Source organism: uncultured Arcticibacterium sp. (assembly GCF_964021845.1).
In the GTDB taxonomy this organism is placed as follows: Bacteria; Bacteroidota; Bacteroidia; order Cytophagales; family Spirosomataceae; genus Arcticibacterium.
Genome location: NZ_CAXHZC010000003.1, coordinates 199,658 through 224,067, shown reverse-complemented (window position 1 = coordinate 224,067; position 24,410 = coordinate 199,658). Strand labels below are relative to the sequence as shown.

General features: G+C 37.4%; 25 protein-coding genes. 14 read left to right on the top strand and 11 right to left on the bottom strand.

All coding sequences use genetic code 11. From position 1 onward, the window contains the following. Window positions 1-28: 28 nt before the first annotated feature. Window positions 29-1,561, top strand: a complete 1,533-nt coding sequence (locus tag AADJ06_RS10490; RefSeq protein ID WP_341226397.1) for a trypsin-like peptidase domain-containing protein — start codon at window positions 29-31, stop codon at window positions 1,559-1,561. A 119-nt stretch (window positions 1,562-1,680) separates the two neighbouring features. On the opposite strand, the gene tsf is transcribed toward AADJ06_RS10490, so the two are convergent. The 6 genes from tsf to AADJ06_RS10460 form a co-directional block, all read right to left on the bottom strand. Further along, window positions 1,681-2,514 (bottom strand): translation elongation factor Ts, encoded by an 834-nt coding sequence (tsf, locus tag AADJ06_RS10485; protein ID WP_341226396.1) that lies wholly within the window; start codon window positions 2,512-2,514, stop codon window positions 1,681-1,683. 91 nt (window positions 2,515-2,605) lie between these two features. Beyond that, window positions 2,606-3,562, bottom strand: coding sequence for a 30S ribosomal protein S2 (gene rpsB / locus AADJ06_RS10480; protein WP_341226395.1), 957 nt, complete (start codon window positions 3,560-3,562; stop codon window positions 2,606-2,608). A gap of 132 nt (window positions 3,563-3,694) precedes the next feature. Next, a complete protein-coding gene (rpsI, locus tag AADJ06_RS10475; RefSeq protein WP_341226394.1) occupies window positions 3,695-4,081 on the bottom strand; it encodes a 30S ribosomal protein S9 in 387 nt (128 codons plus the stop codon). A 23-nt stretch (window positions 4,082-4,104) separates the two neighbouring features. Beyond that, window positions 4,105-4,548: a 50S ribosomal protein L13 gene (gene rplM, locus AADJ06_RS10470; RefSeq protein WP_341226393.1), complete on the bottom strand. Its 444-nt coding sequence runs from the start codon at window positions 4,546-4,548 to the stop codon at window positions 4,105-4,107. A 263-nt stretch (window positions 4,549-4,811) separates the two neighbouring features. Beyond that, on the bottom strand, window positions 4,812-6,008 hold the full coding sequence (mraY, locus tag AADJ06_RS10465) for a phospho-N-acetylmuramoyl-pentapeptide-transferase (RefSeq protein WP_341226392.1): 1,197 nt from the start codon (window positions 6,006-6,008) through the stop codon (window positions 4,812-4,814). Window positions 6,009-6,098: 90 nt separating this feature from the next. Continuing rightward, window positions 6,099-6,446 (bottom strand): YraN family protein, encoded by a 348-nt coding sequence (locus AADJ06_RS10460; RefSeq protein ID WP_341226391.1) that lies wholly within the window; start codon window positions 6,444-6,446, stop codon window positions 6,099-6,101. 107 nt (window positions 6,447-6,553) lie between these two features. Between AADJ06_RS10460 and lipB the strand changes: the two genes are divergently transcribed. Genes lipB through moeB form a run of 3 tightly spaced genes read left to right on the top strand, consistent with a single transcriptional unit; the run spans window position 6,554 to window position 9,349 of the window. Then, a complete protein-coding gene (lipB, locus tag AADJ06_RS10455; RefSeq protein WP_341226390.1) occupies window positions 6,554-7,261 on the top strand; it encodes a lipoyl(octanoyl) transferase LipB in 708 nt (235 codons plus the stop codon). Further along, entirely contained in the window at window positions 7,258-8,274 is a 1,017-nt protein-coding gene (locus tag AADJ06_RS10450; protein ID WP_341226389.1) for a dipeptide epimerase, read from the top strand. The genes lipB and AADJ06_RS10450 overlap by 4 nt, the downstream gene beginning before the upstream one ends. Before the next feature lies 1 nt (window position 8,275). After that, a complete protein-coding gene (moeB, locus tag AADJ06_RS10445) occupies window positions 8,276-9,349 on the top strand; it encodes a molybdopterin-synthase adenylyltransferase MoeB (RefSeq protein WP_341226388.1) in 1,074 nt (357 codons plus the stop codon). Here moeB and ruvX read toward each other — a convergent pair. Both ruvX and AADJ06_RS10435 read right to left on the bottom strand, forming a co-directional pair. Then, window positions 9,330-9,743, bottom strand: coding sequence for a Holliday junction resolvase RuvX (gene ruvX, locus AADJ06_RS10440; protein WP_341226387.1), 414 nt, complete (start codon window positions 9,741-9,743; stop codon window positions 9,330-9,332). The genes moeB and ruvX overlap by 20 nt on opposite strands. A 2-nt stretch (window positions 9,744-9,745) precedes the next feature. Beyond that, the gene (locus tag AADJ06_RS10435) at window positions 9,746-10,162 is read right to left on the bottom strand and encodes a nucleoside-diphosphate kinase (protein WP_341226386.1); all 417 of its coding nucleotides are present in this window, start codon (window positions 10,160-10,162) and stop codon (window positions 9,746-9,748) included. Window positions 10,163-10,276: 114 nt separating this feature from the next. Here AADJ06_RS10435 and AADJ06_RS10430 point away from each other — a divergent pair, with 114 nt between their 5' ends. The 8 genes from AADJ06_RS10430 (at window position 10,277) to AADJ06_RS10395 (ending at window position 18,610) form a co-directional block, all read left to right on the top strand. Then, window positions 10,277-11,323, top strand: a complete 1,047-nt coding sequence (locus AADJ06_RS10430; protein WP_341226385.1) for a bifunctional oligoribonuclease/PAP phosphatase NrnA — start codon at window positions 10,277-10,279, stop codon at window positions 11,321-11,323. A 29-nt stretch (window positions 11,324-11,352) separates the two neighbouring features. After that, window positions 11,353-12,186 carry an FKBP-type peptidyl-prolyl cis-trans isomerase gene (locus AADJ06_RS10425; protein WP_341226384.1) on the top strand — a complete coding sequence of 278 codons (834 nt, stop codon included), beginning with the start codon at window positions 11,353-11,355 and terminating at the stop codon, window positions 12,184-12,186. Next, complete coding sequence (locus AADJ06_RS10420) at window positions 12,183-13,046, top strand: FKBP-type peptidyl-prolyl cis-trans isomerase (RefSeq protein ID WP_341226383.1); 864 nt, start codon at window positions 12,183-12,185, stop codon at window positions 13,044-13,046. Before AADJ06_RS10425 ends, AADJ06_RS10420 begins: the two co-directional genes overlap by 4 nt. A 300-nt stretch (window positions 13,047-13,346) precedes the next feature. After that, on the top strand, window positions 13,347-13,733 hold the full coding sequence (locus AADJ06_RS10415) for a TraR/DksA C4-type zinc finger protein (protein WP_341226382.1): 387 nt from the start codon (window positions 13,347-13,349) through the stop codon (window positions 13,731-13,733). A gap of 57 nt (window positions 13,734-13,790) precedes the next feature. Continuing rightward, a complete protein-coding gene (locus tag AADJ06_RS10410) occupies window positions 13,791-15,068 on the top strand; it encodes a hypothetical protein (protein ID WP_341226381.1) in 1,278 nt (425 codons plus the stop codon). A gap of 169 nt (window positions 15,069-15,237) precedes the next feature. Then, window positions 15,238-16,746: a F0F1 ATP synthase subunit beta gene (gene atpD / locus AADJ06_RS10405; protein WP_341226380.1), complete on the top strand. Its 1,509-nt coding sequence runs from the start codon at window positions 15,238-15,240 to the stop codon at window positions 16,744-16,746. Window positions 16,747-16,776: 30 nt separating this feature from the next. Beyond that, window positions 16,777-17,025 carry an ATP synthase F1 subunit epsilon gene (gene atpC / locus AADJ06_RS10400; protein WP_341226379.1) on the top strand — a complete coding sequence of 83 codons (249 nt, stop codon included), beginning with the start codon at window positions 16,777-16,779 and terminating at the stop codon, window positions 17,023-17,025. Window positions 17,026-17,128: 103 nt separating this feature from the next. Further along, on the top strand, window positions 17,129-18,610 hold the full coding sequence (locus AADJ06_RS10395) for a GH3 auxin-responsive promoter family protein (RefSeq protein WP_341226378.1): 1,482 nt from the start codon (window positions 17,129-17,131) through the stop codon (window positions 18,608-18,610). A gap of 3 nt (window positions 18,611-18,613) precedes the next feature. Here the strand turns inward: AADJ06_RS10395 and AADJ06_RS10390 are convergent, their stop codons facing one another. From AADJ06_RS10390 to AADJ06_RS10380, 3 genes are all read right to left on the bottom strand, one after another. After that, on the bottom strand, window positions 18,614-19,399 hold the full coding sequence (locus AADJ06_RS10390) for an amidohydrolase (RefSeq protein WP_341226377.1): 786 nt from the start codon (window positions 19,397-19,399) through the stop codon (window positions 18,614-18,616). Between the two features lies 1 nt (window position 19,400). Further along, window positions 19,401-19,979 (bottom strand): peptide deformylase, encoded by a 579-nt coding sequence (def, locus tag AADJ06_RS10385; protein ID WP_341226376.1) that lies wholly within the window; start codon window positions 19,977-19,979, stop codon window positions 19,401-19,403. A 68-nt stretch (window positions 19,980-20,047) separates the two neighbouring features. Further along, window positions 20,048-20,491, bottom strand: a complete 444-nt coding sequence (locus tag AADJ06_RS10380; protein WP_341226375.1) for a GNAT family N-acetyltransferase — start codon at window positions 20,489-20,491, stop codon at window positions 20,048-20,050. A gap of 136 nt (window positions 20,492-20,627) precedes the next feature. Between AADJ06_RS10380 and AADJ06_RS10375 the strand changes: the two genes are divergently transcribed. Beyond that, complete coding sequence (locus tag AADJ06_RS10375) at window positions 20,628-23,297, top strand: PKD domain-containing protein (protein ID WP_341226374.1); 2,670 nt, start codon at window positions 20,628-20,630, stop codon at window positions 23,295-23,297. A gap of 86 nt (window positions 23,298-23,383) precedes the next feature. Further along, window positions 23,384-24,409, top strand: coding sequence for a Holliday junction branch migration DNA helicase RuvB (gene ruvB / locus AADJ06_RS10370; RefSeq protein ID WP_341226373.1), 1,026 nt, complete (start codon window positions 23,384-23,386; stop codon window positions 24,407-24,409). Window position 24,410: the final 1 nt, after the last annotated feature.

Genomic DNA, 24,410 nt, shown 5'->3' with positions numbered 1-24,410 from the left:
AATTAAACCGATATCAGATTAAGCGTTTATGAAAAATAACTTAAAAATTGTATTAATAGCTGTGGCAAGTAGTGTGGCTACTGTTGTAGCTTTTAAATACTCAGGGCTAGAGGAGAAGGCTGTAATAATTAATGAGGCGGTTTCTTCCGATGCAGATACGAATTCCAAACTAATCAACTTTGCTAATTTGCCGGCAGCGGCTCCAGGCGATTTTACATATGCTGCTGGCGTTTCTGCACCCGCTGTGGTGCATATTAAGGCTACGGCCACGAGGGCTGTTAGACAGCAGAGAATGCCGTCTATTTTTGATGACTTCTTTGGCTTTGATGATAACATGTTTGGTGCACCTAGAAGCCAGCAACAGCAATCGTCTGGCTCCGGAGTAATTATTTCAAAAGATGGATACATAGCAACCAATAACCACGTGGTAGATGGGGCAGATGAATTAGAGGTTATTACTTATAATAAGAAGAGCTATACAGCAGAGGTTGTTGGCGTTGACCCATCTACGGATATTGCTGTTATTAAAATTACAGAGAAAGACTTACCTAGTTTAACTTTTGCAAATTCTGATAATGTAAAAGTAGGAGAGTGGGTTTTGGCTGTAGGTAACCCTTTTAATTTAGAGTCAACAGTGACGGCAGGAATTATTAGTGCTATTGGTAGAGACATTAGCATTTTGGCCAGAGGTTATCAGGAGCGGTTCCAAAGAAGTGGTCAGCAAGAAGATACGCCTATAGAATCTTTTATTCAAACAGATGCTGCTGTTAACCCTGGAAATAGTGGAGGAGCTCTGGTAAACCTGCGTGGAGAGTTAATTGGTATTAATACAGCTATTGCTTCGCCAAATGGTGCTTATGCGGGTTATGCTTTTGCTGTTCCTTCTGGAATAGTTAAAAAGGTAACTACCGATTTGATCAAATTTGGTAATGTACAAAGGGGCTATTTAGGTGTTGTTCCTGTAGAGTTAGATAACAAGAATGCAAAAGAGTTTGAGGTAAAGGTATCTCAAGGTATTTATGTGAGAGAAACTACAGAAGATGGAGCCGCTAATGTAGCGGGCATTGAGCCGGGTGACGTAATTTTAAAAATTGATGGTCAGGAAATTAAATCTGAGCCAAAGTTTAGAGAGTTAATAGGTATTAAACGCCCAGGAGATAAAGTTAAGATAACAGTTAATCGTGATGGAAAAGAGAAGGACTACACGGTTACATTAAGAAATAGAGATGGAGGAAAGTCAATCATAAAAAAGGAAGCTGCAAAAAGCGTTCTGTCTAAACTAGGAGTCAAGATTGATGATTTATCTTCAAGTGAAAAAGAAGAAATTGGCGTGAGAAACGGTGTTAAAGTAGAGAAGGTTTTTGAGGCAGGAAGTATTGCTAGAGATACCGATATTCGTGCTGGCTTTATTATTACAAGAGTGGGTAATGTTAGGGTAGACTCTAAGAAAGAGTTCGACGCGGCTATTGAAGAGGCGGTTAAAAACAAAGAAGATGGTGTCTTGATTTGCGGCGTTTATAAGAGCGTTTCAAGAAACTTCTGCTACGGATTAACGCTGTAACAATTCTCTTAAAATGTAAATTTAGAAATCCAGTTTGGCATTGCCTGACTGGATTTTTTGATAAAAAAAGCCGCACCCAAAAGGATACGGCTTTCTTGTAAAAACTATTAAAGAGGATGTTATCCAATTACCACGTGTACAAACGAAGAGATTTTTAAACCTTTTTGACTCTTTTCTAATAATTGAGCGATATTCATTGAAGGGTCTTTAACAAAAGCCTGATTCAATAAAGTATTCTCCTTATAGAACTTGTTAAGTTTACCAAGAGCAATTTTTTCAAGCATTGCTTCAGGCTTACCTTCTTGACGAGCTTGGTCTTTTCCAATCTCAATCTCTTTCTCAACGATTGTAGGATCTACATCGTCTTTGTCAAGACCAACAGGCTTCATTGCAACTATTTGCATAGCCACATCTCTTCCTAAAGTTTCTACGTCGGCTCCTTGAACATTTTCAAAAGACACTAAAGCGGCAGCTTTGTTATTAGAGTGAATGTATGCAACTACAGCTTCACCTTCTACGTGCTTATAATCAGAAACAACTATTTTCTCACCAATTTTACCAATAAGCTCAGTAATAGCTTCGCTTACTTGTCTACCATCTTCTAGGTTTAGCTCAGCTAAAGTGCTTGCATCTTTAGCATGGTGTTTTACACCAGCTTGTAATACAGCATTACCAAGAGAAGAAAAGTCTTCAACTTTAGACACAGGCTCAGTTTCACAAGCAAAAGCCAACACCTTTGCAGATTTACCGCTGTCGCTAACGTCTACTAATATTACACCTTCAGAAGTCGTGTTATCAGCTCTTTTAGCAGCTACTTTTTGTCCTGCCTTTCTTAAGAACTCTACTGCTTTATCAAAATCTCCTTCTGCTTCCACAAGGGCTTTTTTACAATCCATCATACCAGCACCTGTGGCCTGACGAAGTTTGTTTACATCTGCAGCTGTTATTTTCATTTTCTGTAAATATTTAATTATAAACTTTTAAAAGTGAATAGCCCGAAAGTTTCCTTCGGGCTATTCGAAAACTTATTTTTCTTTCTTAGAATTAAGCTTTGTCACCTTCTTCTTTAGGAGACTCCGCAGGAGTTTCGGCTGGAGTTTCTGCCGTTACTTCTTTCTTAGTTCTAGTTCTTTTTTTCTTAGTTGCTTCACCTTCTTCTGTTGATGCTGTTTCAGCAGGAGCGGCTTCTTCAGCTTTAGCATCAGCTACAGCTTTTTGGGCAGCAGCCTTTTCAGCGGCAGCTTCTTTTTTAGCATCAGCAGCTTTTTTAGCTTCTTCAGCTTCTTGAAGTTCAGCAGCTTCTTTATCTTGCTTTCTCTCCATGATTCCTTCCTCAATAGCCTTACCGATAGCAAGAGTTATTAAAGAAACAGATTTGTAAGCATCATCATTTGCAGGAATTGCGTGCTCTACTAATTCTGGGTTAGAGTTAGTATCAACCATTGCAATAACCGGTATACCCAATCTCTTAGCTTCAGAGATAGCTAGGTGCTCACGCTTAATATCCACAACGAAAAGTGCCGCAGGAAGTCTTGACATATCAGTAACACCACCAAGTAATCTTTCCAACTTGATTCTGTCTCTGTCTAACATCAATCTTTCACGCTTCGCTAAGTTAGCTGCAGTTTTCTCATCAGAAAGCATTTTTTCGATGTTCTGCATTTTCTTTAACGACTTACGGATAGTAGGAAAGTTGGTAAGCATACCACCTAACCATCTTTCTGTAACGAAAGGCATTTTAAGTCTTTTTGCTTCTTCAGAAACAATTTCTTGTGCCTGCTTTTTAGTGGCCACAAACATTATTTTTCTTCCAGAGCGAGCAATACCTTTAACGAAATCTTGAGCATGGCCAAGAGACGCTAATGATTTGTTCAAATCAATGATGTGGATACCATTCTTCTCCATGAAGATGTATGGAGCCATACGTGGATCCCACTTACGCGTAAGGTGACCGAAGTGAACACCTGCGTTTAAAAGTTCTTTGTAAGTTAACTGTGCCATTTCTTTTTTGTTTTAAAGAGTTATTAATAAGCAGCCCAACACATCGGACACGATAAGTGCTGACTGGACAAGTGTTTTATGAAAGACAGAATCCATAATAAATATTTACTCTGAATTCTATCTTCAATATTATTAACGTTTCGAGAATTGGAATCTCTTACGTGCTTTTCTACGTCCGTATTTCTTACGCTCAACCATTCTAGAGTCACGAGTAAGGAATCCTTCTTTCTTAAGAGCAGGTCTATTTTCCCCGTCAGCTTCAACTAAAGCACGAGAAATAGCCATTCTGATAGCTTCTGCTTGACCAGCAATTCCACCACCATTCACATTTACTTTAAGGTCATATTTTCCATCAGCTTCAACTAAGTTGAAAGGTTGATTTAAAATAATTTGTAATACTTCCGTTGGGAAATATGTTTGCAAATCGCGACCGTTTACAACAACATCACCCTTACCAGGCTGCATGTATACTCTTGCAACTGCTGTCTTTCTTCTACCTATGGTATTGATTACTTGCATATTTTTAATGTTTTAATTTAGAATTAAAGTTCGATTGACTTCGCTTGTTGTGCTGTGTGAGGATGCTCACTTCCAACATAAACAAACAGGTTAGTAAATTGCTTACGACCTAGACGAGTTTTAGGAAGCATGCCTCGAACGGCCATTTCCACTACTCTTCTTCCGTCTTTCTCCATTAATTCACGCGGAGTTGCAAAACGTTGTCCACCTGGATGGCCCGTGTGACGGATATACTGCTTATCAGTCATTTTCTTTCCAGTAAGCTTCACTTTTTCAGCGTTGATTACAATGACATTGTCACCACAGTCTACGTGAGGAGTGTAGTTCGTTTTGTTTTTTCCTTTTAGTATGCTGGCAATCTGGCTGCAAACACGACCTAAAACTTGGTCCTTTACATCCACAATTATCCATTCTTTGTTGACCGTTGCGTTGTTCGCTGATACGGTCTTATAACTTAATGTATCCACTGTTTATATTTTTAAACGTTTATAAAAAAACATTCGCCCTTTGATTTTTGAACTTATCCCAAATTCAGTGTCAAAAATCTCAAGCCTAAGTAAAGTTGTAAGGTGCTGAAAACCAGCACAAAAAACAGATCGGAACTTCCATTTTCTCCAACTTGATTAACCCTTCGAAGCACGGGCGGCTTCATGAAGGCATTCCTTTGGGGCTGCAAAGGTATAAATAAGTGGTTTTAAATACAATAGACTTTTGAAAATAAATATTCAGCCTATCTTAGCTTGAGTGTTACTAAGCAAATTACAGCTAGAATGATTCCGATAATCCAGAATCTAGCTACAATTTTGGCTTCATGCATACCCTTCTTTTGGAAGTGGTGGTGTAGTGGCGACATGAGTAACAAGCGATTTGCCCTGGCATGTTCTATGCCGTTCTTTCGTTTTTGATATTTGAAATAGGCAACTTGAGCCATGACGGAAACTAGTTCAATCAAGAATATTCCACATAAAACAGGAATTAGTAATTCTTTTCTTAAAGCTAATGCCATGGTTGCAATTACGCCGCCAAGCATTAAGCTTCCTGTGTCGCCCATAAATACCTGAGCAGGGTAAGCATTGTACCAGAGGAAACCTATACATGCTCCTAAAAATGCAGCACAAAAAATCACAATCTCCCCAGAATTAGGGATAAGCATAATGTTAAGATATTCTGCGAATATTTTATTTCCTGAGAGATATGCGAAGATGGCTATTGATAAACCTATAATAGCAGACGTTCCTGCCGCAAGTCCATCTATGCCGTCTGTAATGTTAGCTCCATTTGAAACGGCAGTAATTATAAATGTGCAAATGAAAACATAAGGAACCCAGGCTAGGAAGTCTGGAAGAAAGGAGCCGATAATGCCATAATCAATTTCATTTCCTTTTAAGAAAGGAACAGTGGTGGTAAGTTTTGAGACATCAAGAAATTCGCCTGCATTACCAACATACTCCCTTACTACTACACTATCATTATAATAAAGGGTCAGCCCTACTATTAAACCAAGGCCTATTTGACCAATCACTTTAAATTTTCCTTTTAAGCCCTCTTTGTCTTTTTTGAAAACTTTGATGTAATCATCTGCAAAGCCAATCATGCATGTCCAAAGCGTAGCAATGATTAAAAGAACAATGTAAACATTGTCAAGTCTGGCAAATAACAGAACGGGAATAAGAAGTGAGGCTAGAATGATAAAACCACCCATGGTAGGGGTGCCTTTCTTTTCCATTTGACCGTCAAGGCCAAGGTCTCTAATAGACTCGCCTATTTGAAGGCTTCTTAGAAGATTGATGATTTTTTTGCCAAAAACCGCGGCAATCACTAAGGATAAAATTGTGGCTGCAGAGGCACGGAAAGATATGTATCTAAATACGCCAGCTCCTGGCAAATCAAGAATATTATGTAGGTATTCGAAAAGATAGTAAAGCATATAAGGGAAAAGGTATGGTCAAAGGTAGGGATAAAATGATGTTGGAAGCAATTTCTAAGTTTCCATTACTAACAATCTTTTTAAATGGTGTTAATAGAAAGCATCTTCAAAATGAATTATCTCAAAAGGGGAAATGGTGATAGAAATGAGGTCAAAGCGAACTTTACCTGGCCAGTCGTTTTGGTTTAGGTAAATATCGGCAGCTTTGATAAGGAAGTTTTGTTTAGATTTCCCTACGTTATCTTCGGGCATGCCGTGCTCGTTATCGGCTCGGAGTTTAACTTCCACAAAAACCAGCCAGTCTTTTTTTTTAACAATAATGTCGATTTCAAGGTGACTTATTTGAAGGTTTCTCTCAATAATTTGATAACCCTTCTTTTTAAGGTAGTCTACCGCCCATTGTTCTCCTTTGTCTCCTATTTTTCTTTTGTTTTTCAATTGTGAGGTCTTTGGGGTTTCATTTCTAGTGTCTCTTTCAAGATATAAAATTAATTTTGTCTGGAAAGTGTTACCATTTTATAATGTTCTAATTTTTTTAAAGAGTAATGCAGAATAAGCAAGTAAAAATAGTTGACCTAGGTTTGATTGATTATCAAGAGGCTTGGGATTATCAAGAGAAGGTTTTTGCAGAAACGGTAGCTGTAAAGTTATCAAATAGGAAGAATGGAGAAGAAAAGCCAACGCCTAATCATGTTTTAATCTGCCAACATCCGCACGTTTATACGCTTGGAAAAAGTGGTAAAGAGGAAAATCTGCTTTTAGGAGAAAAAGAACTCGCTGAGAAAAATGTAAGTTTTTATAAAATAAACAGAGGTGGAGATATTACATATCATGGTCCTGGTCAATTGGTTATTTATCCAATTTTGGATTTGGAAAACTTCTTTACAGATATTCATAAATTCTTAAGGTTGCTTGAAGAGGCCGTGATTTTGACCTTGGCAGATTATGGAATTAAAGCTGGTAGGGTAGATGGCTACACAGGTGTGTGGTTAGAGCTAAATAAAGAGAGACTTCTGGGCGAAAGAAAGGTTTGTGCCATGGGAGTAAAGGCAAGCAGATGGGTAACTATGCACGGATTGGCTTTAAACGTAAATACAGATTTAGCTTACTTCGGAAACATTGTAGCTTGTGGGATTCAGGATAAAGCTGTCACTTCTATGCAAATGGAATTAGGGAAAGAGCTAGATTTAAATGAAGTGGCGGTTGTTCTGGTTGGAAAATTGGCTCACTTATTTGAAATGAAGTTGGTATGAAGTTAAGTACTAAAACGGTCAGTCTGGAAAATAAAACACCATTTAGAATTTCGCACGGTGTAAGAACGCATACTGATACGCTTTTTGTCAAAATTGCTCATGAGGGAATTGAAGGAATAGGGGAGGCTTCCCATGTTCCATATTATGGAATTACGGTAAAAGAGTCCATCGATTTAATAGAATCTCTAAGTTTAGCGATCGAAGGGTTTTTCGGGGAATCTCATGAAATTTTTTGGCGAAGAATTGATACCCTATTCGGGCAAAACCATTTTGCTAAATGTGCTGTAGACATTGCCTATTTTGATTGGCAGGCAAAAAAAGCAGGGAAGCCACTTTACCAATATCTTGGATTGAGTATTGAGAATTTGCCAGAGTCTTGTTTTACCATAGGGATGGATAAGCCTGAAAATATGGCAGAAACTATTTCAAAGTCAGATTGGCCTAGTTTTAAAATAAAAGTTGGTGGCGAAAATGATATCGAAACGTTGAAGTTTTTAAAGGGTTTTAGTTCAAAACCATTTAAGATTGATGCTAACGCTGCTTGGGAATTAGAGCAGACAAAGGGTTTTCTTCCAGCATTGACGAGCTTAGACTTAGAGTTCATTGAGCAGCCTATGGCAAAAGACAAGATAATAGAACATGGTATTTTGAAGGAGCTTAGCTCTACGCCCATTTTTGCTGATGAAAGTTGTTTTTCCATAAATGATGTGGAAAAATGTGCATTGAATTTTGATGGCATTAATATCAAACTAACAAAATGTGGTGGTATTTATCCTGCTCTAGAAATGATTAAGCGAGCCAGAGAAATGGAGTTAAAAATAATGATGGGTTGTATGACAGAAAGTAGCGTGGGGATTTCCACCATTGCTCACTTAATTTCGTTGGTAGATTATGTAGATATGGATGGAGCCGCACTGCTAAAAGTTGACCCAGCCGATGGTGTAAATGTTAAAAAAGGAGTTGCTGTTTTTAATGATAAAAACGGGCATGGGGCAAGTTTAAAAGACGAATAACATGAAACTAGATGCTAGTGAAATTCAAAGATATAGCAGACAAATTCTAATTCCAGGATTTGGCTTAGAAGGGCAGCAAAAACTGAAAGAAAGTTCTGTTTTGGTGATTGGCTGTGGTGGTTTGGGCAGTCCTGTTTTGATGTATTTGGCGGCTGCTGGAATTGGGAGAATAGGCTTAGTTGAGGATGATAAAATTGATACCTCTAATTTACAGCGACAAATCCTTTATAATGAAGATGTTGTAGGTTTAGAAAAGATAGAAGAAGCAGCGAAGAGGCTTGAAGGTATTAATGGAAATGTCATAATTGAGAAATATAACACGCGTTTATCCTCAAAAAATGCATTGTCAATTGTGGAAAAGTATGACGTAGTGGTGGATGGCTCAGATAACTTTCCTACACGTTATTTGCTGAACGATTCCTGTGTTTTGAGAAATAAACCACTCGTTTATGGTGCTATTTATAGGTTTGAAGGGCAGGTTTCTGTGTTTAATTATGATAGAGCTGTAAATTATAGAGATTTATTCCCAAATCCGCCATCAGAAGACATGGCACCAAATTGTGCTACTGCGGGTGTTTTAGGGATGATGGCAGGGATAATAGGCACTTTACAGGCTACAGAGGTTGTCAAAATTTTAACGGGAATGGGAGAGGTGTTGAGTGGTAAGCTTTTATTAGTCGAAGCATTAAATATGAATTTTCGAAAAGTGAAAATTCTAAGAAATAAAGGTGCGAAGCCCATTACAGAGTTGATTGATTATGAAAAGTTTTGTGGGCTTAATAATGAGTTAACGAACAGCATGTCCTTTTCTAATTATGAAAATCAAAAAAGTGATATAATTCAGCTCATTGATGTACGTGAAGAAAGCGAATATCAAGCTGATAATTTGGGTGGAGAGCTGATGCCACTTTCCGAAATAGAGGAGTACATTTCCCAAATAAAAAGAGAGGGAAAAGTCTTGGTTCATTGCCAAAGTGGGCAACGGAGTTTAAGAGCGATAAAGTTGCTTCAAGAAGAATATGGATTTACAAACTTGATAAACCTAGAAGGCGGACTTAATGCTGTCTACTCATAAAGTCTTGTAAAATAATCGTAGCAGAAATCTTGTCAATGTTTCCTTTTACTCGCCTATCTTTTTTGCTAGTACCACTGGCAATCATTGATTGAACGGCCATTTTTGAAGTAAATCTTTCGTCAATTAAATGTACTGGAATTTGTGGAAATTCTATATTCAGTTTAACCAAGAAGTTTTTAACCAAAGAGCTGGCGTCTGTGTCTGAACCATCAAGGTTTTTAGGCTCACCAATCACAAAGGCGTCAACCTGCTCGGCATTAACATACTTTTTTAAGTAAGGAATTAACTCCGAGCTAGGAATGGTTTCTAAAGCAGTGGCAATTATCTGAAGTGGGTCGGTAACGGCTAATCCAGTTCTTTTTCCGCCGTAATCAATTGCCAAAATTCTTCCCATGCTTAAAATTGCTCTATTTCTGAAAAGAAGAAAGATGACTCTATTTGAGCGTTTTCGTCGGAATCTGAACCATGAACAGCATTTTCGCCTTTAGATTTTGCGTATTTTTTTCTGATGGTTCCTTCTGCAGCTTCTGCGGGGTCAGTTGAGCCAATTAATGCTCTAAAGTCAGCTACAGCATTTTCCTTTTCAAGTATCATTGGAATAATAGGTCCTGCAGCCATTGTCTCACAAAGCTCTGCATAAAAAGGCCTTTCCTTGTGTACTTCGTAAAATTTACCAGCGTTTTCTGAAGTCAACAGTACTTTTTTCATCGCCACAATTCTGAAACCAGCAGCTTCAATCATTTGGATGATACCTCCTATATTATTGTCAGCCACAGCATGCGGCTTAACCATTGTGAATGTTTTATTGCTCATTTTGATAAGTGTTAACTCTGTTTGAAACAAAATTAAGGTTTTTAGAAATACAATGCCTGATAATTCGGAAACCATTCCAAATATGCTTTGTACCTTTGCAGCCAAATTTAGAAAATGCATCAATACTTTACTGACAATCAAAAGCAAAAGGATGAGTTTTTGGCTCTTCTTGAGAAACCGAAGAACATTGTTTTAACCGCACATCAAAACCCAGACGGAGATGCATTTGGCTCTTCATTAGGACTTTGGGCCTTTTTGAAACAATTAAATCACAATGTAACGGTGGTTAGCCCTACAGACCATGCTGATTATATAGCATGGATGCCAGGTGTGAGCGAAGTTTTAGATTTTCAAAATGAGAAGTTACAACCTAGAGCCAAGGAAATAATAGAAAAAGCAGACATAATATTTTGTTTGGATTTTTCATCACTTGGCCGTGTGGGAGACATGGAAGAAAGCCTCCGTACATCTTCTGCCTTGAAAGTGCTAATTGACCATCATCAAGCACCGGAAACTTTCGCAGATTATGTCTTTTGGAATGAAAAAGCGGCAGCGACTTGCGAGCTTATCTATCTAATGATAGAAGAGCTTGGACTATTGAAGTACATTAATAAGGATGTAGCCACTTGCCTTTATACAGGTATTTTAACAGATACTGGTTCTTTCAAATTTGATAGTACTTCTATTACCGTTCACAGAATTGCGGGTGAGTTGATTGACAAAGGGATAAACCCGAATGCTATTAATAGAAGGCTATTTGACCAAAACAGTATTGATAGATTACGCTTTTTGGGCTACGCCCTCAAAGAGAAATTAAATTTTTTAGAGGAGTACAGAGTGTCTTATTTCTACTTTTCTAAAGAAGAATTAGTGGCCTATAATTCTAAGAAAGGAGATACCGAAGGTTTGGTGAACTATGGATTATCAATTTCAGGAGCGGTTATGTCCGCCATATTTATAGAAAGAGACGACATGATTAAAATCTCTTTTAGGTCTGTTGATGATTTTTCTGTTTCAGAGTTTTCAAGAAACCATTTTAGCGGTGGTGGACATAAAAATGCTGCAGGAGGGAAGTCGGATGACAGCTTAGAAGATACAGTTAAAAAGTTTTTGGAGCTACTTCCAACATATAAAGGAGAATTAACCTCTCAGCCTTCATAAAGAGGCGGGAAACATAAACAAGAAAAAAAATGAATTTTAAATCAAGTGTATTATTTGCAGCATTAGTAGGTTCAATATTGGCCTGTAATCAATTTAAGGTAACTGAAACTGAGGACGGTGATAAGTATCAGATTCACGAAAAGGGAGGAGATAAAAAAATACAAGAAGGCGATATGCTAACCTTGGATATGAAAATATCAAGTGAGTTAGATACAGTTTTTAGAGACACATGGTCAGAAGGACAGCCAGTACAGGTTCCTGCTAGAAAAGGTCAATTTAAGGGTTCTTTTGAAAATGCTTTGTTTTTATTGTCTGAAGGGGACAGTGCTACAGTCTATGTAAAAGTAGATTCATTGTTTGGTAAAATGGGTCAACCACTTCCTCCTGGAGTTCCAGAACATTCTGACTTGAAATTTTTGGTAAAAGTAAAAAGTGTACAATCTGTTGAGGAATTTAAGAAATCTCTTGAAGAGAAAAGAGAAGGCGAAGCGGAAGTTGTTGCTGAATTTGTGAAAGATAAATACCCAAATGCCGTTAAGATGGAGAATGGTATTTATTATTTGACAGAAAAAGAAGGTGCCGGAGCAACGGTGGCAACGGGAGATACCGTAACGGTTAGTTATGTAGGGAAGTTTTTTGATGGTAAAGTTTTTGACCAAAACAATCCTTTCACATTTCCAGTAGGTTTGGGATATGTTATAAAGGGTTGGGACGAGGCTCTTAAAACTATGAAAAAGGGCCAAAAGAGTACTTTCATTATTCCTTCAGACTTAGCTTATGGAGAAAGAGGTGCTGGTGCAACCATTCCACCGTTCTCTCCGTTAGTATTCGACATCGAACTTTTTGAAATAGGTAGAAAATGAAAAATGTAATTATTACAGCTTTAGTGGCGTTGGGTCTTACTTCTTGCGGGAAGAATTTTATTGAGAATGAAGATCAAAAGTATTTAGATCTAAATAGGGAGGAAATTAGGGCCTTTAATGAGGCTAACAGCTTAGGTTTGGAAGAAAACGTGGCAACAGGTATTTTCTTTAAAAAGCTGGTTGAGGTGGAAAGTCCAGTTTATCCTGAAGGAGACGTAACACTTCATATAGCTTTTAAGTTAAGTACTTTAGATGGCAAAGAGTTAATTAACGTTACTGCAGAAGATTCAAGCTTTTTTGCGGCGAGTTCTTCTAGTAGTGTTTTTCAGGGTTTTGTAATAGCTCTCAGTTCATTGGGAGAAGGAGAAAAAGGTATATTTTACTTACCTTCTCCTTTGGTTTATGGGGCTAATCCGCCAGATAACTTTCCTCTAGATCCATGGGAAGTTACAGTTTTGGAAATGGAAAATATAAAGTTCTACGGAGAAGAAGACTTTATAGACTTATTTATCTCTATGAATAATTTAGCAAGCCCAGAAGTGACAGATAAGGGTGTTAGGATAGTTAGAAATGACGATAGACCTGCCGATGGAGATTTGGTTGTGGGTGATGTGGTCAAAGTGAAGTACAAAGGATATTTCTTAAACAAAACAACTTTTGATGAAGGAGAATTTGAAGTTTCTTTAGGCTCAGGCTCCGTTATTCCAGGTTTTGATGATGGACTTCTTAATATGAGAGTGGGAGAGAAGGCTACACTTATTATTCCATGGAGCTTGGGATATGGAGAGGCTGGTTCTGGTTCTATTCCTGGAAAAACTACCCTTGCTTTTGATGTGGAGGTGGTTTCAAAATCAAATTAAAAATGAGAATTTAAGCAAGTAATAAGGGCACTTGCTTAGAATCACCATATTATTTATACTTTTAAGAATGTTTTTCTTAGCAGTATGAAAAATCGTAAAAGGCATAACAATTGGTATATTGTTGTGCCTTTTTTGGTTTTCGCCTTTTTTTGTGGCGAAAAACTGGCAGTTTTCGGTTTAATGTAAAAGCGATGTTATAAACTTTATTTTAAAGGGCATTGATATAAGTTGCATAAAAACCTATATTTGCGGCGATAACGGCAAAGCCTGTATTCTTACTTAAAAGAAATAGAGTTAATTATGTCAGCTACAGTAGAAAAAACGTATTATACGGAAAGTGAATTAGCAGAGTTTGAAGCTATAATCCATAGAAAATTAGATGCCACTAATAGCGAAATAGAATTTATTAGTAGAACACTAAGTAGAAAGGATGATAATGGAACAGATAATACTGCGGTAGGAAGTAAGACCTTGGAAGACGGTGCAGACATGAGAGAGAAAGAGCGACTTAGTCAATCTTCTGGTCGATTGAAAAAATTTGCTTCCCAATTAGAAGCAGCTTTAATAAGAATTAAGAACGGAACTTATGGTATCTGTAAAGATACTGGTAAGCTTATTCCAGCAGAAAGGCTGAGGGCTGTACCTCATACGCAACAGACCATTGAAGCCAAATTGGCTAGAAAGTAATTTATACTATACCTATTTAACCCTAAATTACCGTCATTTAATAATGGCGGTTTTTTTATGCGATATGTTGTTCTGACAATTTCTCTTTTACTATACGCTGTTCTCGTTTTTGTTCATCAAGAGCGTGAAGATTTTTTTACCTACTTTGTTGTCCTGTCTGGCTTGTTCGCACTTTACTTTTATAGTATAAAAAAAGCGAAACTTAAGGCCTGGCACCTCTTAATTGTTGCTTTACTTTTCAGGTTTGTTTTTATAGGTTTTATTCCAATACTATCTGATGATATTTACCGATTTATCTGGGACGGTATTTTAGGTATCAAAGGGTTCAACCCTTACTTATATTTACCATCGATTTTTGAGTTTGGTACAATAGACGGACTTTTTGGAAAACTGAACTCTCCAAATTATTATAGTTTATATCCACCGCTGAAGCAGTATTTTTTTCAGTTAGGTGCTTTCATGGGAGGAGGAACTATTCAAGGAAGCATTGTTTCTTTTCGCTTAATTTTAATAGGAGCCTTCTTAGCCAACTTTTATTTGATAAAGGGAATTTGTAATGAGCTTCACTACTCAAACTCCAGAACAATTAAAGCGTTGACTATCTACGCCTTTAACCCTTTTTTAATTATTGAAACCATTGGTAGTCTGCACTTTGAAGGGCTTATGTTCATGTTTTTGTTAGCGGCGTATTATACTTATCTGAGATTTAATAAGGTTTATTTATCCGCAATCTTTTTCGCTTTTTCTGTTTCGGTGAAACTCTTGCCACTTATTTTTCTGCCGCTTATTTGGAGGAAATTGGGATTTAAGAAAGGGCTTTTTTTTGTTGGAGTTACCATAGTGACAAATATCTTACTCTTCATACCATTTTTTCAAAGCGAACTCCTGTCCAACATCTTAAACTCACTCGATTTATATTTTCACAAGTTTGAGTTTAATGCCAGTTTTTATTTTCTGTTAAGAGAGTTAGGGCAGTGGCTAACAGGTTATAATCTTATCTATTATTTCGGACCAATGCTTGCTTTTATAAGTCTTGCTCTAATTCTAAAAGTGTCTTTTTCTTCTTTAAGGTTTGTAAAAGCTTCGCTTTTGATCTTACTTATATACGTAAGCTGCACTACTACGGTGCATCCTTGGTACATAATCACACTTTTTGGAATTTCTCTTTTTACCCACTTTCGTTTCCCAGTAGTCTGGACTTACACGGTTTGCCTTTCGTATTTTGCCTACTCATTTAGTCCTGTAAAAGAAAACTTATGGCTCCTCTTTATAGAATACTGCTTAGTTTTTTTCGCATTTTATTGGGAATGGAAAAAGGGTAAGGCACTGTTCTAAAGGATACATTGGGCCTCTAATTCACCATATCCTCCTATTATTTATGGAAAAATATGTGGATTCTCTTCAAAAAATGCAAAAAACAAAGAGGGAGAAGTTTGTTTTCACTGTCGGAGTTTTTAATTTTGCATTCCAAAACTCAACATAGACGAACAAAATATATCTTGATATGGCGAATATCGGTAAAATTTCACAAATAATTGGACCTGTAGTTGATGTAAGCTTTGAGGGCAAAGACTCTCAAATCCCTGCAATACTCGACGCATTGTCTGTTATTAAACCAAATGGTCAAAAAGTAATCTTAGAGTGTCAACAACACCTTGGAGAAGATAGAATTAGAGCTATTGCGATGGATTCTACAGATGGTCTTCAAAGAGGAATGGATGTAACACACTTGGGTTCGCCAATCATGATGCCAACTGGTGAAGAAATCAAAGGTCGTCTTTTCAACGTTGTTGGAGAAGCAATTGATGGTTTAGGAGAAGTAACTACTCCTGGTCTTTCTATCCACCGTTCGGCTCCTAAGTTTGAAGACTTAGCTACTACTACCGAAGTACTTTTTACAGGTATTAAGGTTATTGACCTTTTAGCTCCTTATGTAAAGGGAGGGAAAATTGGTTTATTTGGAGGTGCTGGTGTTGGTAAAACAGTATTGATTCAAGAGCTAATTAATAATATTGCGAAAGCATACGAAGGTTTATCCGTATTTGCTGGAGTAGGTGAGCGTACTCGTGAAGGAAATGATTTGCTTCGTGAGATGATTGAGTCTGGTATTGTGAAATACGGTGATGCTTTTAAAGAGTCCATGGAAGCAGGTGGATGGGATTTGAGCAAAGTGGATAAAGAAGCTTTGAAAGATTCTCAAGCAACATTTATTTTCGGTCAAATGAACGAACCTCCGGGGGCTCGTGCAAGAGTAGCCTTATCTGGTCTTACAGTTGCTGAGCATTTCCGTGATGGAGATGGTGAAGGTAAAGGGCGTGATATACTTTTCTTTATTGATAATATTTTCCGTTTTACACAAGCGGGTTCTGAGGTTTCTGCCCTTTTAGGTCGTATGCCATCAGCGGTAGGTTACCAGCCAACACTGGCAACCGAGATGGGTGTGATGCAGGAGCGTATTGCTTCTACAAAAAGAGGTTCTATTACTTCGGTTCAGGCGGTTTACGTACCTGCTGATGATTTAACTGACCCGGCTCCAGCAACAACGTTTGCTCACTTGGATGCTACTACGGTATTGAATCGTAAGATTTCGGAACTTGGAATTTATCCTGCAGTGGATCCTTTAGATTCATCTTCAAGAATTCTTTCTGCTGAAGTTTTAGGAGATGCTCATTATGACTGTGCCCAGCGAGTAAAAAACACACTTCAACGTTACAAAGAACTTCAAGATATTATCGCAATTCTTGGTTTAGAAGAACTTTCTGAAGAAGATAAGTTGATAGTAACTAGAGCTCGTAGAGTTCAGCGTTTCTTATCTCAGCCTTTCTTTGTTGCAGAGCAGTTTACTGGTCTTCAAGGAGTATTGGTTGATATTAATGACACCATTAAAGGATTTAACGAGATTATGGATGGTCTTTATGACCACCTTCCTGAAGCTGCGTTTAACTTAGTAGGTACAATAGAAGACGCCGTAGTTAAAGGAGAGAGATTATTGGCAGAAGCAAACAACCAGTAATTCTTTTCAAATCAATTAATTGAGTAGATTATGATTTTAGAAATAATAACACCAGATAAAAACGTTTTTGAAGGCGAAGTGTCAGTAGTGACCTTGCCGGGAAAGAATGGAGAGTTTCAAGTTTTAAATGATCATGCTCCCTTAGTTAGTACTTTAGCTAAAGGTAATTTGACGTACGAACAAGGAGGCTCTAAAAGCTCTTTGATTGTAGACGGTGGAGTTATTGAAATAGTAAATAATAAAGTTCTGGTTTTGGCTGAAGCTGTTTTAGAAGCTTAATCAGAAATGTTTAATAAAAAATCCCATGATTAGTTTCATGGGATTTTTTTGGTTTTAAGGGTAAATAGAAATCATTTTAGCTTTTCTGTATAGTTTTGTAGCAATGGGAATAAAATCTAGTCTAAGTAAGCCGCTGGCTGCCTATACGGCAAATAAACAGGAAAAGTGGAAGTCAAATGCGGAAGCTGTTCAGGAGAAATGGCGGAAAAGTATCGTAAAAAATGCTTCGAATACTGTTTTTGGGAAAGACCATAAGTTTGTCGAAATAGAATCTTACACTGATTTTAAGCAGGCTGTTCCTGTAAATGACTATGAAGGCTTAAAACCTTATGTTGAGAAAATTATTGCGGGCGAAAGCGACGTGCTTTGGAAAGGAAAGCCACTATACTTTGCAAAAACCTCAGGAACAACCTCAGGAATCAAATACATTCCCATTACCACTGATTCTATTCATAATCATATTGGCTCTGCTAAAAACGCTTTACTAAACTATATTCATGAAACAGGGAAGTCTAAATTTTTAGACCATAAGCTAATTTTTCTTTCAGGAAGCCCTGTTATGTCAAAAACAGCTGGGATTCATACGGGAAGATTATCCGGTATTTCAAATCACCATGTTCCAGGTTATTTGAAAACAAATCAACTCCCTAGTTACAATACTAATTGCATAGAAGATTGGGAGGAGAAATTAGAGGCTATTATTGAGGAGACTATCAAGCAGCCAATGAGTCTTATCTCAGGTATTCCACCGTGGGTGCAAATGTATTTTGATAAGATTAACGCGAGAACAGGCAAGCAGATTAAAGAAGTCTTTCCTGAATTTGACCTTTTTGTTTACGGAGGAGTAAACTTTGAGCCTTATAAGGCTAAATTATTTGAATCAATTGGGAAAAAGGTAGACTCTATTGAGCTGTATCCTGCTTCTGAAGGATTTATAGCCTATCAAGATAAATTTGAGTCTGAAGGGCTTCTAATGCTTCTAGATAGTGGGATTTTTTATGAGTTTATTCCTGCGGAAGAATATTTTGATGAAAACCCTACACGCCTAAGCATTGGCGAAGTAGAACTTAATAAAAACTACGCTCTGATAATAAATAGCAATGCGGGCCTTTGGGGGTATTCTATTGGTGATACAGTCAAGTTCGTTTCGCTTGACCCTTACAGAATTATTGTTTCTGGAAGAATTAAGCATTTCATTTCTGCTTTTGGTGAACACGTGATTGGAGAAGAAATAGAAAAGGCCATGAAATATGCTTGTGAAAGGCATCCAGAAGTTTCACTGGTAGAATATACTGTAGCTCCTATGGTGGCTCCTGTAGAAGGTTTACCCTACCATGAGTGGCTTATTGAATTTGAACAAGAGCCTAACGATTTGGTTTCTTTCGCAAATGACTTAGATCAAAAACTAGTTGAGCTAAATGCCTATTACAAAGACTTGATTGTAGGAAGCATATTAAAACCGCTTGTGATAAAGGTTTTGAAGAGAAATGCTTTTATAGATTATATGAAATCAATAGGAAAACTTGGAGGTCAAAACAAAGTGCCACGTTTATCAAACGATAGAAATATTGCTGATAAAATATAATTGTTATCCCTTCATTAATTGAAAATCATCGGCATCTAGGTGAGCTGGAAACTTTTCACGAAAGTCATCCAAATTCTTTTTTGACAAAGTGGAAATACTCATTTCACTTTTGTTGCCTAGCTTTTTTAATTCATAGCCCTTCGGGTCAATGATGGCTGAATGACCATTATAAACGAGTTTGTTTTCATCGGTTCCAACTCGGTTTACACCAATTACATATGCTTGATTTTCAATTGCCCTCGCTTTTAGTAGCGTTTCCCAAACGTTTTCTCTTTTTGCAGGCCAATTTGCTGCATACAACAATATGTCATATTCGAGCTTATTATTTCTTGAAAAAACAGGAAAACGGAGGTCATAACATATCAATGGGCAAATATTCCAGCCTTTATAATTAATTATTACTTGTTCAGAACCTTTGCTGTAAAGAGCGTCTTCTCCGCCGTAAGCAAAGAGATGGCGTTTATCATAGAAGGAGGTTTCGCCGTCAGGTTTGACAAAAAGTAAGCGATTGAAGAAATTTTCACCTTCTTTTATAACCAAGCTTCCACATATGGCGGCATTATATCTTTTCGCCATTTGTTTCATCCACCTATGAGTGGTGAGATTCATTGGTTCAGCTATCTTCTGTGGATTTGTGCTAAAGCCTGTTGAAAACATTTCTGGCATAGCTATTAAATCCACAGAAGTATCTAAAGAAGAAATCATTTCTTCCAACTCCGACCTATTTGCTTCCGGATTTTCCCAGTATGTATCTGGTTGAATTATCGCTACCTGTAGGTCGTTTTTCATTTTACTTTTTGTAGAAACGCATTTTATAGTCGGCTTTTACTATTCCCTTTGAAATGTTGTTTAGCTTCTTCTTAAGCATTTGCTTTTTCAATGGACTTACTAAGTCGGTAAAAAGAATTCCGTCTATATGGTCATATTCATGTTGGATAATTCTAGCAGCCATATCATCATAAACCTCAGTATGCTCGTTCCAGTCTGTGTCAAAATACCTAATTGTTAGTGTTTCAGGTCTGTATATATCAGCCCTAACGTCTGGAATACTTAGGCAGCCCTCCTCATAGGCCCATTCTTCACCAGTTTCATCCAAGATTTCCGCGTTGATAAAAACTTTTTTAAAGTTTACTAATGACGGATTCACATCTTCTCCTTCCTCTAAATTTTCATTTATTTGATGACCATCCACTACAAAAATTCTAATGTCTTTACCAATTTGAGGAGCGGCTAGGCCAACCCCAGAAGCCGCATACATTGTTTCAAACATATCTTCCGCTAGTTTTTTAACATCTAGCTCATCTTTTTCAATGTCACGACATTCCTTTCTTAAAACAGGATCGCCATAGGCCACAATAGAATACTTCATCAAATACTAATTTTTTTTGCAAAAATAAGGATATGTTTTTCAACATTAAATTTCTAGGGTTTTTCAATTCAATTAAGTGCCTTTTTAAGAATGATTCTGTTTTCAGAAGCAATATTCTTTTCTTCAATGCCAGTAATATTGAATCCATTGCGAATTCCGAAGACCAGCATTGCTTTTAAATAATTCCTAGTTTTAAACGAAATAAACTTAAAACCTTCTTTTCGCACCAGCTGTTCTTGTCTTTTTGCAAGTTCTTTAGCCACGCCTCTTTGCCTATATTCAGGAATAACTCCACCCATCCAGCTATAGAATGTTCCATTTTTATCTCTATCATAGCCAACCTTAAAACCTACGGCTTCGTTATTATCATAGGCTATCAGTATTAAATGAAAGGTTTTATCGAGCCTTCGTTTATAGTCTGTGATGTCATATTTTTTGTCAGAGAATTCTGGAATCTTATCAGAAACCTCAATACAATTATTGATGTTTCCGATACTTATTTTGATTTTCATGTTAAAATCTGGTAGGAATAAATGAATAAAAGGGCTAAAATGTCGTTTTCTAAAGGCAATTTTACCTTTAATCTCGTATCTAATATTAAACCGTTGGTTTAATTTTTGAGTCATTTTTTGATAAGAAATTTATAAAATGTTTCGCTTAACTAGGAAAAATATAATAAAACTGTCGCTTTTGACGCTTGCATCCTTTGGTGCGGGTCAGTCTTGGGGTCAATTTTATGTTAGTCCTAAATCCTGTGTATTGGATATTACGACAGGAGAAGGTGGAGCATTGGAAGGATGCCCTAATGCGACTTATTTTTTTGATACAGATTTGGATTCAGAAAGTTGGGTATGGGATTTTGGAGACCCAACCAATCCTAGCCAAGCAACTACAAGAAACCCACAGTTTTTTTATAGCACTGCGGGCGATTATCAGGTTTCTTTAACAAAGATTTCTAAAGCTGGGATAACTTCAACAGTTTCAAAAACAGTTTCGATAGGAAGTTTGCCACAGCAGCCTAAATTTAACGGAGTAACTTCAGCGGATACTACGGTTTGTGATAATAGTGCTCTAACACTTAATCCATTTAAATTAGCAGTTGGAACTTCTAATTATTCTTATTTATGGTATCCTGGAGGCGATACTACTAAAACTATTGATGTTGATTCTTCTGGCTGTTATTCTGTAGAGGTTTTCGGTCCTGATGGTTGTTCGCGTACCGCTAAAATAAATGTAAAGTTTTGTTATGAGGAAGCCGGCGGCGGTGGCGGAAATGAGGAGTGGTTTTTTGGAAAAGGAGCCACTTTAGAATTTCAAAGTGATGGTGGTGTTGAGATACCGAGAGACTCGCTAGACCCCGAAGGTGATTTTTTTGCTGAGGTTGAAACAGATAGCATAACTATTTCTCCTGCTGCTGGAAGGTCAAACCCTTTAGATTCTGAAGTAGCCACGGCAATGGTTTATGGCCCTTCTGGGAGTTTGGCTTTTTATTCTGATGGTAAAAATGTTTATGATGGCAATGATGAGCCCGTTTTGGATGCTAATGGCGTTGGCTTACTTAATGGAAATAATACCGCATCTCAAGGCTTAACTATTATCCCTAAAAGTAGCTGTAATGAGTGCCCTCACCATCAATACTATGTCTTTTCTAAGGATATTGACACAGGGCTTTTGTCTTACAGCGTTATTGACCTTCGGTACAATGGAGGCATGGGGCAAATTGTAGAAAGGGATGTACCTGTTGCCGCAGGAATTACAGATAAGGTCACTGTTCTTCCAAAACCAGACGAAACAGGTTTTGACATTTTCACTCATGAACTAGGCAATAATCAAATTCAAATTATTGGAATAGATTCTGTAGGAATTCAAACAACAGAGACAGGAATAGGAATATTCCAAGACGAGGTAGATTCTAATACGGGTTATACCGTTTTTGATGAACAAGGTACCCAAATGGCTCAGTCTGGAGTTATTGGTGGTGATAATGTGGTGGAAGTGCTTACTTACGATCCAGATACCAAAGCCTTTTCAAATCCAATAACTATTAATCTTGGAATTTCTGCTCCACCGACTGTTTATGGTCTTTCGTTTAGCCCTGATGGTAATTTACTTTATGCCACTATTTCAGGAGATCCAGCTAACGGAGAAACATCTTACTTGCTTCAAATTCCTGTCTTTTATACAGACCCAGCCATAATCCAGGCTAATATTTTAACTATAGATGAATCAAATACAGAACAATTTGGGGCCTTACAACTGGGACCAATTAACCCAAACAGTTCAGGTGAAAAATTTCTATATATGGCTGTAAAAGATAGCGATAAGATTGCTTATTTACAGGCACCAGATGAGCTTGGCGGACCTGCTTTAGTGGGTTATAATGATATTAATAGAGGTATTGAGGTTAATGGAACTGTTGGCTTGGGTTTCCCTTCAGTTACTTACGCCAATCAAGAACAAGAAGGTGGAGGAGCATCTGCTAATTATTCAGGAAACTGTTTTAATGCGGCTACTGCCTTAGAAGCTCAAGGAATTTGTGATCCTATGCGGAATGAAATTACATGGGAGTTTGAAGATGGAACCACCATGAAAGGTGAAAATGTCAATTATACTTTTCCAAAACTCGGCTGGAATAGAATTAAGGTAATAATAAAGGTTTTCAACAAATCGCCACTGAGTGGTATAATTAACTCTCAGGTTATTGATAAGCTATTAGAAGCTACAGAAACGGAATGTACACAAGAGGTTTTGGTAGACTCCATTTATATAAAACCTTCTCCAGTCTCTGCTCTTCCTGATTTCGCCTATGTGTGCACAAGAGACTTTCCAGTTATAAAGGCAAAGTTGTATGCGGCAGTAACTGGAGGCGATACTTTTACTTACAGTTGGGGAACCGCCACTGGCGTTCCATTGGGAGGAAATGCGAGTGATTCTATTCAGGAAGTAATAGCCCCTTCGGTGTATACCCTGGAGGTAGAAAATAATTTTGAATGTTCCACCAGTGATGAAATTGAAGTATTAGAAGGCTGTGAACCCAGAGTTTTCTTTCCAGAAGCTTTTTCACCGATTGGTCCAATTGCTGTAAATCAATCATTCAAAATCGAATATGCCTACTTAGATGAAGTAAATCTCAAAGTGTTTAATAGATGGGGTGAGTTGGTTTTTGAGACAGATAATTTAGATATTAAGTGGGACGGAAGAGTTAAGGGAAAAATACAAGCCCCAACACTTTATCCTTATGTGTTGACCTATAAAGCTTTAGACTTTCCAGAAAGAGGCGTCTTGAAAGAAATGGGTTCGGTATGGGTACTCAAGTAAAAAAAATAGATCTTTTCTTTCCGCAATAAAGATCTTGCTAAGTCACAATTCGTATTTTTACCAAATTTAATTCTGTAACGAATTTTATGCGGGAAGACTATTTAGACGGAGAGCAAGAAAAGCTTAATCCTATTGATAGGGATATTGAAAGAGCTTTAAGACCTGTAAATTTTGAAGATTTTACGGGCCAAGCAAAAGTGCTTGAAAACTTGAAAATATTTGTGCTTGCCGCCAAGCAGAGAGAAGAAGCATTGGATCATGTCTTGCTTCATGGCCCTCCAGGTTTAGGAAAAACTACTTTATCCTACATTATTGCCAATGAGCTTAACGCATCAATTAAGATAACTTCAGGCCCTGTTTTAGATAAACCCAGTGATTTAGCGGGTTTATTGACAAATCTAGAAGAAAATGATGTGCTTTTTATCGATGAAATTCATAGATTGAACCCGATAGTGGAAGAGTATTTATACTCAGCTATGGAAGATTATAAAATTGACATCATGTTGGACTCAGGTCCAAATGCAAGAAGTGTTCAAATTTCGCTTAATCCATTTACCTTAATTGGAGCTACTACTAGGGCCGGATTGTTAACAGCTCCTTTGAGAGCCAGATTCGGAATTAATGCTAGATTGGAATATTATGATGCTAAGCTTTTGAGTGTAATTGTTGGTAGGTCTGCTCAAATTTTGGAGACGCCCATAACAGCTCAAGGTACTTTTGAAATAGCAAGAAGAAGTAGAGGTACCCCTAGAATAGCTAATAATCTATTAAGAAGAACAAGAGATTTTGCTCAAGTAAAAGGTTCAGGAAAAATTGATATTGAAATCGCAAAGTTTGCTTTAGGAGCTCTAGATGTGGATGAGCATGGCTTAGATGAGATGGATAATAGAATTCTACACACTATAATTGATAAATTTAAAGGAGGGCCTGTTGGTCTTTCTACCATAGCAACAGCTTGTAGCGAGGAGGCAGAGACAATAGAGGAGGTATATGAACCATTTTTGATTCAAGAGGGATTTTTGAAGAGAACTTCTAGAGGACGTGAAGCCACGGAAAAAGCTTATAAACATTTAAATATAGTACCCAAACATAGAACCGGAGAATTGTTTTAAT

What these genes read in the sequence shown, in the direction of transcription:
- AADJ06_RS10490 (WP_341226397.1), top strand. Translation starts at nt 29, where the DNA reads ATGAAAAATAACTTAAAAATTGTATTAATAGCTGTGGCAAGTAGTGTG.
- tsf (WP_341226396.1), bottom strand. Translation starts at nt 2,514, where the DNA reads ATGAAAATAACAGCTGCAGATGTAAACAAACTTCGTCAGGCCACAGGT.
- rpsB (WP_341226395.1), bottom strand. Translation starts at nt 3,562, where the DNA reads ATGGCACAGTTAACTTACAAAGAACTTTTAAACGCAGGTGTTCACTTC.
- rpsI (WP_341226394.1), bottom strand. Translation starts at nt 4,081, where the DNA reads ATGCAAGTAATCAATACCATAGGTAGAAGAAAGACAGCAGTTGCAAGA.
- mraY (WP_341226392.1), bottom strand. Translation starts at nt 6,008, where the DNA reads ATGCTTTACTATCTTTTCGAATACCTACATAATATTCTTGATTTGCCA.
- lipB (WP_341226390.1), top strand. Translation starts at nt 6,554, where the DNA reads ATGCAGAATAAGCAAGTAAAAATAGTTGACCTAGGTTTGATTGATTAT.
- AADJ06_RS10450 (WP_341226389.1), top strand. Translation starts at nt 7,258, where the DNA reads ATGAAGTTAAGTACTAAAACGGTCAGTCTGGAAAATAAAACACCATTT.
- moeB (WP_341226388.1), top strand. Translation starts at nt 8,276, where the DNA reads ATGAAACTAGATGCTAGTGAAATTCAAAGATATAGCAGACAAATTCTA.
- ruvX (WP_341226387.1), bottom strand. Translation starts at nt 9,743, where the DNA reads ATGGGAAGAATTTTGGCAATTGATTACGGCGGAAAAAGAACTGGATTA.
- AADJ06_RS10435 (WP_341226386.1), bottom strand. Translation starts at nt 10,162, where the DNA reads ATGAGCAATAAAACATTCACAATGGTTAAGCCGCATGCTGTGGCTGAC.
- AADJ06_RS10430 (WP_341226385.1), top strand. Translation starts at nt 10,277, where the DNA reads ATGCATCAATACTTTACTGACAATCAAAAGCAAAAGGATGAGTTTTTG.
- AADJ06_RS10425 (WP_341226384.1), top strand. Translation starts at nt 11,353, where the DNA reads ATGAATTTTAAATCAAGTGTATTATTTGCAGCATTAGTAGGTTCAATA.
- AADJ06_RS10420 (WP_341226383.1), top strand. Translation starts at nt 12,183, where the DNA reads ATGAAAAATGTAATTATTACAGCTTTAGTGGCGTTGGGTCTTACTTCT.
- AADJ06_RS10415 (WP_341226382.1), top strand. Translation starts at nt 13,347, where the DNA reads ATGTCAGCTACAGTAGAAAAAACGTATTATACGGAAAGTGAATTAGCA.
- AADJ06_RS10410 (WP_341226381.1), top strand. Translation starts at nt 13,791, where the DNA reads ATGCGATATGTTGTTCTGACAATTTCTCTTTTACTATACGCTGTTCTC.
- atpD (WP_341226380.1), top strand. Translation starts at nt 15,238, where the DNA reads ATGGCGAATATCGGTAAAATTTCACAAATAATTGGACCTGTAGTTGAT.
- atpC (WP_341226379.1), top strand. Translation starts at nt 16,777, where the DNA reads ATGATTTTAGAAATAATAACACCAGATAAAAACGTTTTTGAAGGCGAA.
- AADJ06_RS10395 (WP_341226378.1), top strand. Translation starts at nt 17,129, where the DNA reads ATGGGAATAAAATCTAGTCTAAGTAAGCCGCTGGCTGCCTATACGGCA.
- AADJ06_RS10390 (WP_341226377.1), bottom strand. Translation starts at nt 19,399, where the DNA reads ATGAAAAACGACCTACAGGTAGCGATAATTCAACCAGATACATACTGG.
- def (WP_341226376.1), bottom strand. Translation starts at nt 19,979, where the DNA reads ATGAAGTATTCTATTGTGGCCTATGGCGATCCTGTTTTAAGAAAGGAA.
- AADJ06_RS10380 (WP_341226375.1), bottom strand. Translation starts at nt 20,491, where the DNA reads ATGAAAATCAAAATAAGTATCGGAAACATCAATAATTGTATTGAGGTT.
- AADJ06_RS10375 (WP_341226374.1), top strand. Translation starts at nt 20,628, where the DNA reads ATGTTTCGCTTAACTAGGAAAAATATAATAAAACTGTCGCTTTTGACG.
- ruvB (WP_341226373.1), top strand. Translation starts at nt 23,384, where the DNA reads ATGCGGGAAGACTATTTAGACGGAGAGCAAGAAAAGCTTAATCCTATT.